General features: G+C 54.8%; 13 protein-coding genes and 1 pseudogene. 6 read left to right on the forward strand and 8 right to left on the reverse strand.

All coding sequences use genetic code 11. The annotated features are described in order from the left end of the window. The 4 genes and pseudogenes from VGE80_RS08880 to VGE80_RS08895 form a co-directional block, all read left to right on the forward strand. Positions 1-224, forward strand: a pseudogene (locus VGE80_RS08880) (ABC transporter permease); the annotation flags it as partial. Positions 225-253: 29 nt separating this feature from the next. Further along, positions 254-1066: an SCO family protein gene (locus VGE80_RS08885; protein ID WP_440592404.1), complete on the forward strand. Its 813-nt coding sequence runs from the start codon at positions 254-256 to the stop codon at positions 1064-1066. Between the two features lie 21 nt (positions 1067-1087). Beyond that, entirely contained in the window at positions 1088-1552 is a 465-nt protein-coding gene (locus tag VGE80_RS08890) for a DUF420 domain-containing protein (RefSeq protein WP_373650798.1), read from the forward strand. 95 nt (positions 1553-1647) lie between these two features. After that, positions 1648-1947, forward strand: coding sequence for a hypothetical protein (locus VGE80_RS08895; protein WP_373650799.1), 300 nt, complete (start codon positions 1648-1650; stop codon positions 1945-1947). Between the two features lie 68 nt (positions 1948-2015). Here VGE80_RS08895 and VGE80_RS08900 read toward each other — a convergent pair whose 3' ends face one another. The 3 genes from VGE80_RS08900 to VGE80_RS08910 form a co-directional block, all read right to left on the reverse strand. Further along, a complete protein-coding gene (locus tag VGE80_RS08900) occupies positions 2016-3935 on the reverse strand; it encodes a hypothetical protein (protein WP_440592405.1) in 1920 nt (639 codons plus the stop codon). A 1071-nt stretch (positions 3936-5006) separates the two neighbouring features. Continuing rightward, entirely contained in the window at positions 5007-5753 is a 747-nt protein-coding gene (locus VGE80_RS08905; RefSeq protein ID WP_373650801.1) for a 3-keto-disaccharide hydrolase, read from the reverse strand. A 68-nt stretch (positions 5754-5821) separates the two neighbouring features. Beyond that, on the reverse strand, positions 5822-6925 hold the full coding sequence (locus tag VGE80_RS08910) for a saccharopine dehydrogenase NADP-binding domain-containing protein (RefSeq protein WP_373650802.1): 1104 nt from the start codon (positions 6923-6925) through the stop codon (positions 5822-5824). 301 nt (positions 6926-7226) lie between these two features. Here VGE80_RS08910 and VGE80_RS08915 point away from each other — a divergent pair, with 301 nt between their 5' ends. After that, positions 7227-9692 carry a phosphoketolase family protein gene (locus tag VGE80_RS08915; RefSeq protein ID WP_440592406.1) on the forward strand — a complete coding sequence of 822 codons (2466 nt, stop codon included), beginning with the start codon at positions 7227-7229 and terminating at the stop codon, positions 9690-9692. A 112-nt stretch (positions 9693-9804) separates the two neighbouring features. On the opposite strand, the gene VGE80_RS08920 is transcribed toward VGE80_RS08915, so the two are convergent. The 5 genes from VGE80_RS08920 to VGE80_RS08940 all read right to left on the reverse strand — a co-directional run bounded on the left by VGE80_RS08920 (position 9805) and on the right by VGE80_RS08940 (position 15515). Beyond that, the gene (locus VGE80_RS08920) at positions 9805-10029 is read right to left on the reverse strand and encodes a hypothetical protein (RefSeq protein ID WP_397571138.1); all 225 of its coding nucleotides are present in this window, start codon (positions 10027-10029) and stop codon (positions 9805-9807) included. 507 nt (positions 10030-10536) lie between these two features. Further along, the gene (locus VGE80_RS08925; protein ID WP_373650805.1) at positions 10537-10998 is read right to left on the reverse strand and encodes an SRPBCC family protein; all 462 of its coding nucleotides are present in this window, start codon (positions 10996-10998) and stop codon (positions 10537-10539) included. Between the two features lie 49 nt (positions 10999-11047). Continuing rightward, positions 11048-12226, reverse strand: a complete 1179-nt coding sequence (locus VGE80_RS08930) for a hypothetical protein (protein ID WP_440592407.1) — start codon at positions 12224-12226, stop codon at positions 11048-11050. Positions 12227-12337: 111 nt separating this feature from the next. After that, positions 12338-14269: a chloride channel protein gene (locus VGE80_RS08935; RefSeq protein ID WP_440592408.1), complete on the reverse strand. Its 1932-nt coding sequence runs from the start codon at positions 14267-14269 to the stop codon at positions 12338-12340. Positions 14270-14405: 136 nt separating this feature from the next. Then, positions 14406-15515, reverse strand: a complete 1110-nt coding sequence (locus tag VGE80_RS08940) for a transporter (RefSeq protein WP_440592409.1) — start codon at positions 15513-15515, stop codon at positions 14406-14408. A gap of 1083 nt (positions 15516-16598) precedes the next feature. Between VGE80_RS08940 and VGE80_RS08945 the strand changes: the two genes are divergently transcribed. Further along, entirely contained in the window at positions 16599-17003 is a 405-nt protein-coding gene (locus tag VGE80_RS08945; protein WP_373650809.1) for a hypothetical protein, read from the forward strand. The last annotated feature ends 179 nt before the right edge of the window (positions 17004-17182 follow it).

Consider the following 17182-nt stretch of genomic DNA (forward strand, 5'->3'; position numbering starts at 1 on the left):
TCTTTCCTGCTCCAGAAACGGGCTGGCTGGCGTGGGTGATTCGAGTGAATCCTCTCACGTATGGAACGGCGGGACTGCGGCATCTCGTCACCCCTGACGCAGATGCCCTTGCGGGTCTGCCGTCCTTCACATTGTCTCTGACGGTGACAATTGCTGCTGCCGTCGTCTACATTTCGATTGCGATTTGGCTGACCGGACGTCAGACAGCCCATAACGCACGGTAGCCGTGAACTTGCCAGTATTGAGACCCGCAATGAATGACCAACAGACGCCACAAGCGGATTCGCTTCCGGAGTCGAATAGTGCAACTCGAAAAAAACCACTGCTGTGGATCGGCAGCATTCTTTGGGGCCTGTGCCTGATTGGAATCATTCTCGGGTGGTACCAGTGGCGAAAGACTTATCTCGCACGATTGAACGTGGTGGACTCGAATGTGACCGCGGACGACGATGGCCGCAGCGGCAAGGTGATTAAGCTTGTTCCGCAGAATGATGGGACGGTTTCGGCTGTTGAGGTCACTCCGGGAAGTGATGACAACCCGTGGAGTCCAGACGGAATTGAAGATTTTTCGTTTACCGACACCGATGGAAATCCGGTGACGAAGGCGGACTTACTGGGCAAGCCATTTATCATTGCGTTCATTTTCACCTACTGTCGGGGCCCCTGCCCCAATGTGACCCGAGAGATGCGGGAGATTTCCGAGAGGCTGAAGGAACATGATTTCCATCTCGTCTCATTGACTGTTGACCCCAAGCGGGACACAACCGAAGTGCTGAAGGCCTACGGAGAGGCTCAACAGGCGGACTTTTCGCGATGGAAGTTTCTTACGGGCGATCAAGCGGAAATCTATGGTCTGATTCAACGCAGTTTTTTAATGCCGGTGCAGGAAGAACTCGATCGAGATTTGAAGCCGGGGTTTGAGATCATCCATTCCACCAACATCATGCTCGTTGATGCGACGGGACGGGTGATCGGTAAGTTTAATGCACAGAAGCCTGAAGAAGTTTCGAAACTGCGTCGCGAGCTCAAACGGATCGCGCCTCTGAAGACCAGTCATCCTTCCTAGTCAATTTCTGGGTATTTTTCCGTGGAAAAACTTCCTGCCTGGGCAGCGGCTCTTCCCGCAGTCAACGCGGGCCTCAACGGCCTCGCCGGGATCATGCTGGTGGCCGGTTACATTTTGATCAAACGAGGACACCGAGCTGCCCATGGACGCACCATGGTGGCGGCGTTTGTGACATCGATCTTGTTTCTGGCAAGTTACCTGACGTATCACGCGGCTTTGGATCATTACACCGGAATGCCCGGAAAACGATTCGGACACCAGGGAACGCTGCTTGGAAGTGTTTACCTGTTCGTTCTGGCGACGCACGTCGTTCTTGCGGCAGTCGTCCCGTTCCTCGCTCTCGTCACACTTTACCGTGCCTGGCGACAGGATTGGGTGCGTCACCGAAGGATCGCTCGGGTGACATTTCCGATTTGGGTTTACGTCTCTTTGACAGGCGTTATTATCTATGTAATGCTCTACCATTGGCCTGGCGCATCTGTCTGACGGCGAGACGCCAACGGGATTGCATTTTCGTGATGGGTTCCGACGCATGCACCACAGCATGTTCCCGGAAAACGCAGATCAACTTCGAGGTAACTATGAAATACCTGTCGAGAAGTCTGATGTTGGCAACGCTGGTGCTGGTGCATGCTTCCACTGCATCTGCGTGTCCGATGTGCAAGTACGCACTGGAATCAGATGCTGCGGAACCACAGGCGTATATGGTCAGTATTCTGTTCATGATGGGCATGATTTCGACACTGTTTGCGTCGGTTGGCGGGCTATTGTGGTGGGTCTCGAAGCAAGAGAAGCTGGCACTGACGGCAGCTGGCTATCAGCACGTCTTCGAAAACGCGGGAAGTCAGCCCTATCAATCCAGGTCTGCTACCCGTCGCTGATCTCAGGACCGATCCTCCAGACGCCCTGCCCGGCCGAGTCGTTCCGACCGACCTGTGACTGACGTGATCTACTCGTCGTCCAGCGTCGGAAGTTCGTAGATATCGATTTGTTCCAGTTCATCACTGGCCACATGTGCCCAGCGAAAACGGGTCTGCGGGTGCTTCCAGACATCATCTCTTGTCCCGAAACTCCGTTTCATGACGACATAGCGAGTTGGCGTTTCATTCAGCAGCCTCAAGCCGGGATTGTCCGGCAGATAGCGTGAAAAATGGGGCGCCTGCTGGGCATCGCCCTCTTGAGCATTGGACTGCTGGAACTGTTCCAGTCCTTCCTTGATCGCGATAAACGTCGCCGGGAAGAAGCCCGAATAGCCGTTCAGAAGCGGCCTGCCATGAAACGTGCCCCAATACATCCACAGTGTCGTCTGCTCGTAATCGGATACCTGATACCCCGTGGGGAAGGGCAGGCAGGCAACACCGGCCCCCGGCTCTCCCTGATCCCGTAACCAGATGACCCAGGCAGGAAGTTTTCTGTGCGAAGGGATGGGATAGAGTTCCGCGGTCTGTGGCACCACTTCCAGCGTCACGAGCAGACTCGCGGTGATGAGTGGCAGAACGAACATTGCCTGAGTCGTCTTGCGATCGCTCCAATTGAAAAGCTGTCGCATCGTTAATTGGAAACGTCCAGCGAGGCCCTGCAGTTGCTCCGCGATCGGATCCACGAACCAGCGGGCCGGGCTCAAAAGGTCGAGTGCTTCAACGCTCATCCACACGGCGGCGACTTGAACGAAGAGAGCGAACCGGAACGGGCTGCGGATCAGCGAAAAGCCAGGAAAATTCGTCATGAGAAATTCGTACGGACAGACACCCCCAAATACAGGGAACCAACTCGAGATTCTCACTGTTGGTCCGAGCGACAGTCCCAGCGCAGTGGCACCGAAGATGACAACGAACAGTCCCCAACGGCGTCGTTGCGGTCGCATCCACGCCGCAAAAGCCCCGGGGAGCACGAGCAGAAGTTTCAGGCCCCCGCCCCCGAGGGCCCAGGCATTCTCACGCTCGCGCTCGGGCCACTCAAGCCAGGGGGTGGTGGTCAACCAGGGGGAATCAGTGTGGTCGCGCCAATGTGCAGAAAGCCCCTCGATCATTTCAGACGTTCGAGCGGACGACCAATCGTGCTCAAGTGACAAGCGATGCTGCATCCAGGCAAAGGGACCGATCATCAATGAGGCGATGATCAGGGCAATGAACACGTTCCGCCAGAATGCGAACGTCCATAGTTTGTTGCTAAAGAATGCGAGACTGCTCGGAATCAAAAGCGCCGTCAGAAAGAGACCCCAATAGTTGCAGAGCCAGTAAGTGAGTCCGTAGGAAATTCCGAGCCAAACACCGACACCTGAAATGGGATGGGCGATTCCGGCGAAAGTGGGATGGAGCCATTTATTGGAGAAGTCAGAGGCCGGCTGGCGGGTTGGTATACCTACCGCCTCGGTGGGCTCTTTTGTGAAAAGATCGAACAGCGAATGAACGGTCCAGATAATTCCGAAAAGTGTCGTTAGCTGTACGACCCCTGACTGCCAGTTCATGAAGGGAAGGATCTGGAACATTGTGCCACCGCACAGTGCCAGCCATCGCGTGTGTCCCAGTCGACGCAAGAGGCGATGTGCGCTAAATCCGTTGAGAGCGATGATGGTCAGTTGGTAGAGATTGTAAGCCAGCGCCCGGTTGCCGGTCAGCCAAAGGACGGGAGCGACAATCAGGGAGGTGGGCTGCGCTTCGGAGAATATCAACGTGCCAGCGGTGGGATAGAAAATGGGAGCGTTCCAGTAGCCGGACATCCCGTTGAGGGCTCGGTCGGCATTCCACCAGATCGTCCAGACGTTAAGAAGAGGAACCGTGATTTCGGCTTCATGGCCGTAAGAGATATGCGTTGTGAGCGACCCCAGCAGCGGCCAGTTGATGACCATGGCTGACAGTACGTAGTACACAAACCATTTCCAGCCCCCCAAACATGATAAGTGTCGAACCGGCCATGTTGGTGATTGCCTCTTCACGTCGTGCATCTCGAGTGGAGTCATCGTTGAAGGTACTGGATGAAATTTCCGGGGACCTGCCTCTCGCTTAAGCGGGACTGTGAAATCGATGAAATGCGGGAACCGAGGAGAGGTGTTGAATTCTGCGGTGAGTCAATCGCTTGAAGATACAGGGGGCGTGCTCCCCGGGAGTTAATACCCTCGAGTGCAATTAAGGGAACCAGAAGTAAAACATTGTGTCGATCACCAATACAATTGAAAATTCAGAATACCCCAAAACGATTGCTTGAGGAGAGCGGTCGAATTCAGGTTTCTGCCGCGGTTGATTTCAGGCTCTCTATTCAGTTGTAAGTATTTTCTGAGTCAATCATTGGGGTAAGTGGTGCCTGCTTCTTTAACTTGAGAATTCCCGAAAAATTGCCGAGAGAGCGAAAATCGGGCTTGTCGATACCCGGTCTCTCGGAAAAAATTGCTTTGTGGGTCGCGGAAACGTACGCGACGGGACCCTGAAGCCGTGAAGTGACTGGTACTGGCTGACCAGTCGAAGCGGGTGTACTATTAAGAAAGGGAGGTGGTCTAGTGGATTCCGACAGTAAACGCCAGCGAGGTGGCAACGTCTGACAGCAGTCGACGGGCTGTCTACAGACGGCCACTGTCTCGTCCCGCGGATCCCTTTCGATCCCGACGATGACGCAAAGCGGCAGGCTCGGTTTTCGCAAGAGAACCGAGCCTGCGTTATTTCATAGTTACCGTATTCCTGGTGGCAGTAGACTGGGTTCTCGCGCCCCCCCACTCGTTTTGCGTTCTATCGACCCCGGCGAATGTCGAAACCCATGCAGCATGTGGTCGAAGCGAACGGATCCACATTCTGTCATGGTGGTTTGCAGACAATCGACAACGTCCTGTCGCTTCAAAAGAGATGCCCTCAGTCATCGACTAAGGGCATTGGTCGCTGCCACGTCTTCGTCAATAAGACTCCGAATCCCGCCCCTCTTGGAGTTGTTGTGGGGGTGAGGGGTCAGTGGATTACTTTGCTTTCTCTTTCTTTTCCTCAGTTCGAATCAGCGGTGCCTTGGCTTCTTCTTCGGTCAAATTTCGGATCTTGATATCCTTGAGGCCAGCCGTCGTGGCATAGCATGAAATTCCGAACGGGCGCGACGGTTCGACTTCACCTCGGATTGAGATCTTTCGTCCTTTGGTCGAGACGCTGACGACCTGTTTGTCATCGATCCAGGCCATCAGACCCTGCTCTGCGACACGCAGTCGGATCTTGTACCATTTCCCTCTTTCAAAGCTCTCGTATCGGGCAGTCTCGTTGTTGGCTGCATCAAGTCCGTCAAGGCTGGAGATTCCCACGATTCCCCCGCCCCATCCACCGATAATCAGGCTGCAGGGATCCTTGTCGACTTCAAATGTCATTCCACAAAAGAAATCATTACCATCAATTCTCTGAGCTGTTACGACGACCTCGTAGTTCATTCGGGGCAGTTCGTCGCCTGTCCATGTAACACCGGTCATGTCCGAGCCCTGGCTCAAGACGATCATCCCGTCTTCAACGGCCACATTCCCTTCCCCCCCGAAGTTGGATGATTGCCAGTTCTTCAGAGTCTTTCCGTCGAACAGCGATTTCCACTCCGGTTTCTTCCCCGCCCCTTCCGTCTTGTCCTCAGCCATGGAATGTCCGGTGAATGCGACTGCAAGCACCATGGCCAGTGGTAAGAGCGATTGACCCAGTGACGAACGCATGATGGGGAAGAACCGGTTTCGCGTCATTGATGTCTCCTCAATTTCGATTTTCGATTGTCAATTTCGTGTAAGCAGGCGTCGCGTCTTTGCGCAGACTACTCCTTGATCCTCGCGCCCGCCGCAGCGTAGTGCTTGCCGAACCGATTGGCGAGGAAGTCGTCGAAGTTAACCTGTTCCTGTCGAACGAAACCAGTGTTGGGCAGGCGGTCCTGTCGATGCAAGTCGAGGGCTGCACAGATTGCTGCGGCGGTCGTAATCTGGATCGCACTCCAAACTTCGTCTCCCTGAGTCTGGTGGTAGACCTTTCGAGCGTCCCACAACTGAACCATTTGACCGTCACGAATCCCCGTCGCGGTGCAGAAGACGATGACGACATCCTGGAGTGTGCGTGGCAGCGCATTCTCGAGGATTTCCTTCAAAAGCTCACGACGCTCACGCAATCGCAGTTCGTCCAGCAGGAACAACATTCGGTCACGGTGCCCAATGTAACGAACAGTCTTGTAGTTCAGTTCTCTCAGCTTCCCCTCGTACGTTTCACAGAGAGTTCCCAGTCCGCCGGATGTCGAAAACGCCTCGTATTCGACACCGTCGATGGAGAGATGTTCCAGTCCTTCCAGGGGCCAGCAGTCCTGACGCGTCCCCTGATGCACCACGTCACAGGGATTGCAGTACTCGTTGATCAAGCCATCCGTCGACCAGGTCAGGTTGTACTTCAACGAGTTTGTCGGGAACTCTGGCAATGCGCCGACTCGCAGGAGCAGCGAATCGAGGGATTCGAACTTTGTGGCGAGGTGATTGGCCGCAATTCCAACGAATCCCGGTGCGAGTCCGCACTGGGGCATGAAGATCTGGCCGACCCTGGCCGAGTCAGCCAGATCACGTACGACGGCTGTCGTGGCGACATCCTCGGTGAGATCAAAATAGCTGACTCCTGCGGCCAGTGCTGCACGTGCGACTGTGGGATTAAGGCTGAATGTGAGTGCCGAAATGACGGCCTTCATTCCCGACATCGCGGCGACGAGTTCCTGCTCGTTTGAGGCATCGAGCAGCAGCGTCTCGACCCCATACTTCTGATGCAGGCGTCTGAGAGCCTCGGCATCTGAATCGGCGACCCGCACTGAGTAATCGCCTGACTGAACCAACAGGGTGGCGATCATCCGCCCAATCGTTCCCGCCCCGAGCAGCAACACGTTCGTCATCGGAATTCCTTAAAGACGAGAGTCGGAAGCCTCCAAGCCGTGCACCGTATTTTATGACGTGTCCTGCTCGTTCCCAAGTGTCCGACAGCTGGGCCTGCAAACTCGGATGGGAATGTTCCAAACCAGCGAGAGCTATCTCTAAGCAAGGCAAGCACAATTCCGGTCCTCATTCCGGAACCTCAGCCCTGTTGCGGGTTTTGTACTGCTGCCAAAAGCATCTCTGGCCATTGCTCTCTTTTCTCGGCGAATTATGATCAGGATTCAGTATCCCACGTCTTGACCCTTGAGTACTGGAGTGACGATGTCCGCTAAAATCCTTGAAGAGAAGCGAAAACAGAGACACGACAGCGATCTCAGCAGAAGTGCTCCCTTGGACGCCGAAGAGCTCAGCAAGATTGATGGCTACTGGAGAGCATCGAATTACTTGTCGGTCGGTCAGATTTATCTGATGGCCAACCCGCTGCTGAAGGAAACTCTCAAACGAGATCACATCAAGCCGCGACTTCTGGGACACTGGGGGACCTGCCCCGGCCTGAATATGCTCTACGTCCATATGAATCGCGTGATCAAGCGCGACGACCTCGAGATGATCTACATCATTGGACCCGGTCATGGTGGTCCCGCGATTGTGGCACAGGCGTACCTCGAGGGAACGTACAGCGAGGTCTATCCGAGCATCGGTCAGGACATTCCGGGGTTGCAGAAACTGTTCAAGCAGTTCAGCTTTCCCGGAGGCATTCCCAGTCATGTTGCTCCCGAAACTCCGGGAAGCATCCATGAGGGAGGAGAGCTGGGGTACGCTTTGAGCCACGCGTTCGGCGCGGCGTTCGACAATCCGAATCTGATTGTGTCGTGCATCGTGGGTGATGGAGAGGCCGAGACCGGTCCGCTTGCCACAAGCTGGCACGGCAACAAGTTTTTGAATCCGGCGCGGGACGGGTGTGTTCTGCCTATTCTGCATCTCAACGGCTACAAGATCGCCAATCCCTGTTTGCTTGCGCGAATTCCACACGAGGAGTTGCAGAAGTACTTCGAAGGGTTGGGCTACAAGCCGTACTTTGTGGAAGGGAGCGATGCCGAGCAGGTTCATCAGACGCTGGCAGCAACATTTGATGCAATCGTTGCCGAAATCAAGCAGATCTGGGCTGAAGCGCGCGCACCGGGTGCGGTGATCAAGCGACCGGTCTGGCCGATGATTGTGTTCCGCACCCCAAAAGGCTGGACGTGTCCACCCGAGATCGACGGCAAAAAGTGCGAAGACTATTGGCGAAGTCACCAGGTACCCATGGGAGACATGGATAAGCCCGAGCACATCCGCATCCTCGAAGGATGGATGAAGAGCTACCGACCTGAAGAGCTTTTTGACCAATCGGGACATTTAAGGGCGGAGCTTCAGGAACTGGCGCCGAAGGGGCATCGCCGGATGAGCGACAACCCTCACGCAAACGGGGGGCTTCTACTGCGAGAACTTCGCATCCCCGATTTCCGTGATTATGCTGTGGACGTGACCTCGCCTGGAGCGGTGACTGCGGAATCTGCCCGTGTGATGGGAACATTCCTGCGCGATGTGATGCGGGCCAACCTCGATCGAAAGAATTTCCGACTATTCAGTCCTGACGAGAACAATTCGAATCGCTGGCAGGACGTGCTGGACGTCACCAATCGCTGCTTCATGGACAACATCAGTCCCGACGACGATAAGCTCAGTCCGGATGGACGAGTCATGGAAGTGCTGAGTGAGCACCAGTGTCAGGGATGGCTGGAGGGTTACCTGCTGACAGGACGCCACGGATTCTTCTCGTGTTATGAAGCGTTCATCCACATCGTTGATTCGATGTTCAACCAGCACGCCAAATGGCTGAAGACGTGTAATCATATTCCCTGGCGTCGCCCCATCGCTTCGCTGAACTATTTTCTCAGTTCGCATGTCTGGCGGCAGGACCACAATGGACTCAGCCATCAGGACCCGGGGTTTATCGACCACGTCGTCAACAAGAAGGCCGAAGTTGTTCGGGTGTATCTACCGCCCGATGCCAATTGTCTGTTGTCGGTGACCGACCACTGTCTTCGCAGCCGCAACTACGTAAATGTCGTCGTGGCCGGCAAGCAACCAGCCCCGCAGTGGCTGACGATGGATCAGGCTGTCAAGCATTGCAATGCCGGACTGGGAATCTGGGAGTGGGCATCAAACGATCGGGGGAGCGAACCCGACGTCGTGATGGCCTGTTGCGGTGATGTCCCGACGCTGGAAACGCTGGCTGCGGTCGATCTGTTAAGAAAGCACCTTCCCGAGTTGAAGGTGCGTGTCATCAATGTTGTCAATCTGATGAAACTGCAGCCATCGAGCGATCATCCGCACGGTCTGTCTGACCGGGACTATGACGCGCTGTTTACTAAGGATAAGCCGATTATTTTCGCCTTCCATGGCTATCCGTGGCTGATCCACAGACTGACCTATCGTCGGACGAACCATGCGAATCTGCACGTTCGCGGGTACAAGGAAGAGGGGACGACGACGACTCCCTTTGACATGGTCGTGCTCAATGACCTCGATCGATTCCATCTGGTGGAAGACGTGATCGACCGGCTGCCTCAACTGGGTGCGCGGGCCGCGTATTTCAAGCAGGCAATCCACGAAAAACTGGTCGAGCATAAGGAGTACATCGAGCAGTTTGGCGATGATCTTCCCGAAGTCAGCGGCTGGAAGTGGGGAGTAGAAAGAGCAGGTTCGGCGGGCGAAATTTCTACCGCTGCCGACAACGTTTGAACGGTGATCCGTTTACGCTGAAGGAAGTGACCTGCTGTTTCAACTTCGATTGCCTGAACTTCGTCGCCATTGTCAACGAGCCGCTGCAGACGCATCCGCGCCTGCAGCGGTCTCAGACTGCGCTGCTGCGGGCTGCACGACGCTCGGCGGCGAAGTCTTCGGCTCGTTCCAACTGAGTGGCGACAACTTCGGCAACCGTTGAGAAAACAGTACCGGCTCGTTGACTTGCCTCGACGATGATTGGTCCCAGGTGGCGAGTCAATTTGGGAACTCCAACCCCGAGCAGCGCACCGGTGCAGATTCCCCCGCCAATCATAATCCAGTCTCTTCGCGTCATTTTTCTTCCGTCCTTCTGTCGCTATGCCTGTTCGCTCACGAACTTCCACCGCACCGCACGGCGTCGATCCGAGGATGTGAATCAGGACAAATGAGTGTTTGTGCCCGGCGCGAGAATGAGGCCTGCGTTGACGAGCACCGTTTTCCGTCAGTTTCACCGAGTCAACAAGCGTGACACCGTGGGGTGATAATCCAAGCGCTACGTTGCAAACATACCTCATGAATTGAAGCGACGAGGAAGTTCGGCATCACGCGTTGAGAAATGGCAACACTTGTCAGCGACATTGAGGATTGTGCTGTTGGTGGCGCAAGTGTTGGTTGTTCGTTCGATCCCAACTGTTGCCGCCCCGAATTCGATCGAAATCGAGAACGTGTTTTCGGCGGGCGGGTGGCTTCGTCACTCACTCTCGTCACAGGATGGCCCAAGGTGCGTGCCAAACCTGATTCAATCAGGCCCGGGGATCTTGCCGCTCGTGGAATTCCAGTTGCGAGCCGAATGAGCCCGAACTCAGCCGGTCGGATTTGCGAGATGCTGCTGGAGGATTTGGTGTCCCTTGCTGACCCAGTTCTCAAGCTGGCTCATGACGACTTTTCGCGTTACGACGAATCCCAGCATTCCGCCCGGCGGATCAAACTGGACGACGCTGGTCAGCAGCGTGTTGCCGTTGCCGGAATCAGCAAAGTGCTGTTCCTGAGACCATGCCTTAAACGGTCCCTCGATCTGTTTGATCACGATCCGCTCGGCATCTGCCAGTTCGGTTACTTCATGGACGAACACGAACTGGGCACCCATCGCCTTGACTTTGAATTCAATACATTCGCCGACGGAGATGATGTCGGGATGTTTCAGCCAGAGGCGGGATGTTTTCTCTGCGGGGAACATTTTTAACAGGTTGGCAGGACGGCGCAGGTACTCAAATACCTCTTGGCGGGGACGAGGCAAAACAACCGACGCCTGAAAATCACTCATCCTCATCTCCCTTAACTATGCGAAATTTGCAGATCCATTCGACCAGTCCTCAGATCATCAGTTCGGCGAGTTTAGTGAGGATCGCATTCAGCGGCAAAGCCGTCCCTAAAAGTGGAAGCATGGGAATGAGTGCTGCACCGACGAGCACCATGATCCCGGTCGTGTCGAATGGCAGCAGCCACATTTCGGTCACATGTTCATAGCCACGGGCAATATCGACCAGGGACTGGACATCCGGAGTGCCGAGCAGGTTTTCGGCGGGCTCGCCGGATCGCTTTTCAATCCATTTTTCCTCGAACGCCCGGTCATAGCGGAGCACCAGCGAACTGAATTCCAGCAGTCCCAGGAATCGACATCGGGACATCCGCCAGAAAAAAACGAGCAAAGGGGCGTGGACCAGACTGAGGGTGATGATGACGAAGATCATTAAATGATACTTCATCGTCTCGATCGACTGGTTCTTGTGGATGATTTCATAGAAGACGGCCGACGAGAACATTGCGGAAATTGCCATGACAACCCCAGAAAAGCTTGCCAGACCCCATCCGAGGAATCCGAGTCCCCCGGCGTGATCGGGGTGAGTTGGCGTTAATTGAAGATCCAGTTGCGAAACGCGAAAAAGAAACCATCCCCAAAGCCCAAAAATCCACAGCCATCGCAGTACGAAAAAGTACAAGATTGGCAGGCTGACCAATGCGTAGTACCACCCTGCAGGCGTCGTGGTCGCATCGTGCTCCCAGCTTGGCGACATGTCCTGAAAGACAACGCGATGGAAGATCACCCCCGATACCAATGCCGTCACGCCAATCAGCAGTTCGACATAGACGGACGAGCGGAGCTTAAGCACCTCATTGAGGATCGTTTCAAATTGAGGTTTCTGATTCGCAGGAACGATCTGTGAAGTCGTGAAATGGCGAATCTGAATGGGCAGGCTGATTGCGACCATCGCCTCGGCCAGTTCCAGAACGGGAAGTACGAACAGAAGTCGTCCCGACAGTGCCGGGTCATGTAATAGTGGGACAGGCACCTTGCCGGCGAAGGTATGTCCTGACATCAGGGAAAGGACAAGTAACGGCAGCCATGTAACAGCAACCAGGATCAGCACCCGCTCGAGCCGTATCCTCAGTGAGGGGCGGGATTGGCCGCAATAGCGCGAAAGCGAATTAACGTAGCCGCTGTGGACAAGTGGAAAGTCGATCTGTTCTGGACTGCTTTGGCCCGTACTCATGCTCATTGTCCGAAGGGTGACAACTTCGAAATTCAAAGAACCCGTGGTTCCAGAGTTGCGTTGAACCTGGAAACCACCCAGCGGATTTATGGCGAATCGAATCCGCTCTGACTAGTGCGATTGAGGGACGAAAGCTGAAGTGACGCTGCCGGGAATGGAGCCCATTCGACTGGGGCCGCGAAGTTGACGAATTCGGCGAATGTAGGTCTCCGTGAGAGCTGACCGGCTGAGCAGGCCGATGACGGTCCCTGATTTCGAGGAATCAATCACGGGGATCTCGTTGATGTCGATTTCGTTCATTCGGATCATGGCAATGAGAACTTCATCCCCCGGCACAACGAACGGAGAGGGTTGAATTGCCAGTTCAGCAGCGAGGACTAGCGGGCCCAGATTGCTATTTCCAAACGCATGGTAAAGGTCCTCGCGACGGATGATTCCCGTCAGTTCCCTCTGACTGTTCATCAGTGGAAATGTCTCCTGGTCCGATTGCAGGCATTGCGTCAATACAGAGTCGATCGGCAGGCTTTCCTGGACCGTCACCAGTTTTTCTGTCATGAGTGGGACTTCACTCACCGTGGTCTGCTCAAGCAGATCAATGGTGAAATCACCTTCATGGGCAAGACTGTCGACAGGCGACGGGACCTGTTCATGGTAGAGAGACCAGCGCGTCGAGAGTCCCAGATGCAGCCCGCAAACCAGCATCAACGGAACCAGCAGGCTGTAAGAATTCGTTAATTCACAGATCATCAGAATGGAAGCCAGCGGGGCTTTCGAGACTCCTGCAAAGAAGCCTCCCATGCCCACGAGGACGAAGGCTCCGGGCTCGTATGAGGCACCGGGAAACAGCCAGGCGAGGACCTGCCCAAAGGCCCCTCCCAGCATACCTCCCACGAAAATCGAAGGACCGAAAACACCCCCACTTCCCCCCGACCCGATCGTCAGGCTGGTGGCAACAATCTTGACCAGAGCGAGTGTCAGCAGCACGGCAAAGCCCATATTCGGGACGAATGGTTGCTCGCCCGGCTGAAGCAGATCGTGCGGCTCTCCGAGGGCTCCCCATTGAACCCACCCGTATCCGCCAGCCAGGATCTGCGGGAAGACTAATCCGATGAGTCCCACAGCCAAGCCGCCGAGCGCTGGTTTCAGCAGATTGGGGATTTTCAATCCTGTAAACAGGGGATCGCGTGTGTAATGGAACACCTTGACGAATAACCAGCCCACCGGCACGCATAGCAACCCAAGAAGGGTGAAGGGGCCCAGGTCACTCAGTCCATGAAACGTGTAGTCGGGAACTCGAAATACCGGTTCAGGAGAAACAAACGATGCGAAAACAGAGTATGCCACAATGGAACTGGTGACACAGGGCAACAACGCCGCCGATTCACTGGCGGTCGTCGAATACAGGACCTCCGTGACATAGAGTGCTCCTCCGAGGGGAGCTCGAAAAATAGCGCCCAGTCCCCCTGCCGCACCGGCCAGCATGACCAGTCGGCGTTCCTTTACGGGAAGACCAAGGCGTGTTCCCAGCCAGGATCCCAGGCCGGCACCAATTTGGGCGGTCGGACCCTCCTGTGCGGCAGAGCCACCGGTGGCGATGGTGATGATCGAGGCCAAGCCTTTCACGAGAGGGACCCGTAAACGGATCTTCCCTTCCCCTTTGTGGAACCCCTTCACGAGAGCATCAGTACCATCTCCGGCCGCTTCAGGAGCCCATTTCTGGACGATTCCGCCTGCAATGAATCCCCCGATGGTCGGGATCATCAAAACAAGCCACCAGCGGGTGGGCAACATTGCCACTTGCGAGGGACCTTCGCCGGCCGCAGGGGGCCGCAATCCCATCCATTGTTCCAGAATGATGTGCGAGGCGAACTCGAGTCCCTTCAGAAAGGCGACCGCAGCCAGTCCGGATCCGAGCCCAACAAGGATGCTCGAAAAGAGCAGTCGGTGTGAACTGAGCACAGCCCAGAAATGAGCGCTCAGTTTGATTTGCCCTGCGCCGTTCGCAGACGCCGAAAGGGAATGGGATTCAGATTGAGGGGACATGGTTTGCCGGTCCGCTGGGGGCAGAATGAGCTCGGTTTCAATCCACCCGATTGTGTCAGGTCATGGTGCGCTGCAGAAGTTCGCGAGGATGATTCTGTAGATGGACCAGAGAATTGGGAACCGAATCGGATTGCACTTAAAGCGCTAATGCGAAACCCATCAGAGCGAAACTGATGGGGGCATCCGGGGTAATCCCGAAGTTGTAACTTCCGAAGACCGCCAGACGGTCATTGACTGTCCAGAGGCTTCCCACACCCATAACGGTGACATTGGGAATCTCGGCCTGGGAAGCCAGCTGAAACTGACTCAGCCGGGGCAGCGCGGCAGCGTTGTAAAAGCCATGAAAGAAGACGTCGAAATCTTTCACGATTTCCCGCTGCAGTGACCATTGGAAACTGAACTGGTACGCGATTTCTCCCTCGCTGTTCTGCACCCCGGTGTAGCCGATGTTGTATTCAAAACCGACTTCATAGGGCAGTGATTGATCAAACAGCAGGTTCACGGACGGCTGCGTTCCCGTGTTAAATGCGGATGATCCCAGCAGCGGCGTCTGCAGGTAAATCTCCAGTCCCATGGCAGGGAGGTGGTATCGGGTGTTTTCTTCCCAGAAGTTCGCTTTGAAATCAATTGCGAGGGGTTGATACCCCGTGATTCCAGACTGGCCTGCCGATCCCGCTTCGTGCGTAATGCCGTTGGAGAAGACGCGAAACTCGAGGTTGTCCGTCAACCCGTAGCGAATCAGATACTCCCACTGATACATGGCGGGCTGACCCCCTTCGGCACTCCGGCGATAGAAACCGACCGGGGACGTTTCAATGTAAAATCTTCCTTTAGGGATCGTGTAGGCCCCGTTCGGAAAATTCGCAGTATCAGGATCGGGGTCGCGAATGTTGATTTTCAACTGTCGCTTGTACTGGTTTTTCAGTACCTCGGCGGGGTCTTTCTCTGCCAGCAACCAGCGATCTTCGAAGATCAGATTCGTCAGCCAGGGAAGAAGAAAAGGATCGTATTCGCCTTCAACCCCAAATTCGTCGTGATAACGCCTGGCAGGGTCTGCACAAACATCGGGGTAATTAAACTGGGGATCTTCATTTGAGTCGTCGGCGGAATCAATCGAATCCTCGAGACGGTTTCGAAGGCTGGCGCTGACACCACCAAATTGATCCCTGAAGGCTCCACCAGGGAACGAAGGGCCACTCGAGCGTGAGTCCTGAGTTGCAGGGCTCTGAAGGCGAACCAAAGACACCGCCGGAGACCCGGCCGCCGGCCCTTGTGTTGAACGGGTGGTGCGCAGCGTTGCGCATCCAGACAGAGTCACAAGCACCAAGAATGCGCAGGTAGCAACCGTTGCAGGCTGCGGGAGTGCCGGGATTCTGCATGCACGGCGGACAACTTTGAAGAGGCGTTCAGGTGCCATAAGGAATCGAGGCCATGAACTGGAAAATCCCTCCTTCAGATTCATTAAGCAGTTCCTCAGGCAGAAAATTCACTCTCCAGCTGAGTTTTGGCACAGTGCCTGTACGGGTAGCAGCACTGTGAAGTTTGCGCTCGTGCGAACTTAACCGTCACGAAACCGGCGTTAAGAGCGAATCTATCTATGTCTTCTGATTCATCCGATCCTTATCGGCCCTACAACCGTCAAATTTGATGAAATCCTCAAGTTTTGGTTGCGGATTCAGCGGTAAAGAAGGATCTGAGGGTTCCTTCACGTATGAGCTCACCGGAATGGAGCTTATAAACGTGGAATTGGGCGTCGTGAAATCCGACACCGGCCGCACGCTGTCAGGACGACCTGAACTTTTTGTGATGTAAAAATAATCGCTGATTGAAAAAGAAACGATTTGACGGCGGTTCTGACCCGTAGTAGTGTTGAAAAGACAAGAAGGGTAATTTGTGCAAAGGTGCACCAGGTTAATGGTTTTGACGCCGCAGTCGATCGGACCGTGGCACCAACCATAGGTGATCATGGTCTCTAAGAGGGATCCAAGATCGCTTTACTCCCGCAGCCCAATCACGCCAACTTCACCAGTTTAATGAGAACGCCTCGTGAATTTACATGAACCTTAAGGCCCTGTCTCGGGCTCTCTGGCCAGTTCCCCCATGCGAAGGTCCCGTTGTTTCAATCCTGCACCTCGACCGGGTTACTACGGTACCTGGAGATGGCGGCGGAAGAAAAATTCGATCAGCAGATCTTCCGATCCCAAGTTTAAGGCAGACACGGTTGGCCTGGAGGGACTGATTGAGAGTTAGATGGTCGACCGAAGATCGTTTCATCCGCGATTTGCTTGAATCGATGGCTGACAACTTAAAGACGTTTCGAAAGACAAACATGAATAATCCGACAGCTCCTGAGACAAATGCCTTTCTTTCTGATGTGGCCGATAAACTGGAATCAGCGGCCTCAAATCTTGAGGCGGGAATGAACTCTGCGACCGCGGCCATGGGCAGTTGGAGCGACAAGTACATGAATGCGAATTTTGCCAGCAAGCTGGCTTACACGGCGTGTTATTCGCTTTCATACGGAGTCTGTTTCCCCGTCTTCATGGCATGTCACTACATTCCGAAAAATAACAGCCTCGTGGAAGGGCTCGTAGATGGCGCGGCCTCTGCGAATGCCTCCGCCGACAAGACGTTAGCTCGATTCCAGACAGGTCGACTGCAGAGACGCGATCCCCTGACTGGTGAATTCGAAGAAGTTGTTCAGGACGGGGTCGGCTGTCTCGAACCTGCATAACTGGGGAAAATTCGTTAGACGACAGAAGATGGAAATCGATCTTGGCTTTTTGAAGTTTCAGGCTGATTGAATCTGGCGGTACCGAAAAGTCAGGCAGTGGTAGAAATCCATGATTTCAACCGGCCTGTCTCTCTTGTCAATTGTTGCAGCTCCAGTTGAGTCACGGATGCGGCCGCTCA

The sequence above is a fragment of the Schlesneria sp. genome (genome assembly GCF_036405755.1).
GTDB lineage: Bacteria > Planctomycetota > Planctomycetia > Planctomycetales > Planctomycetaceae > Schlesneria > Schlesneria sphaerica.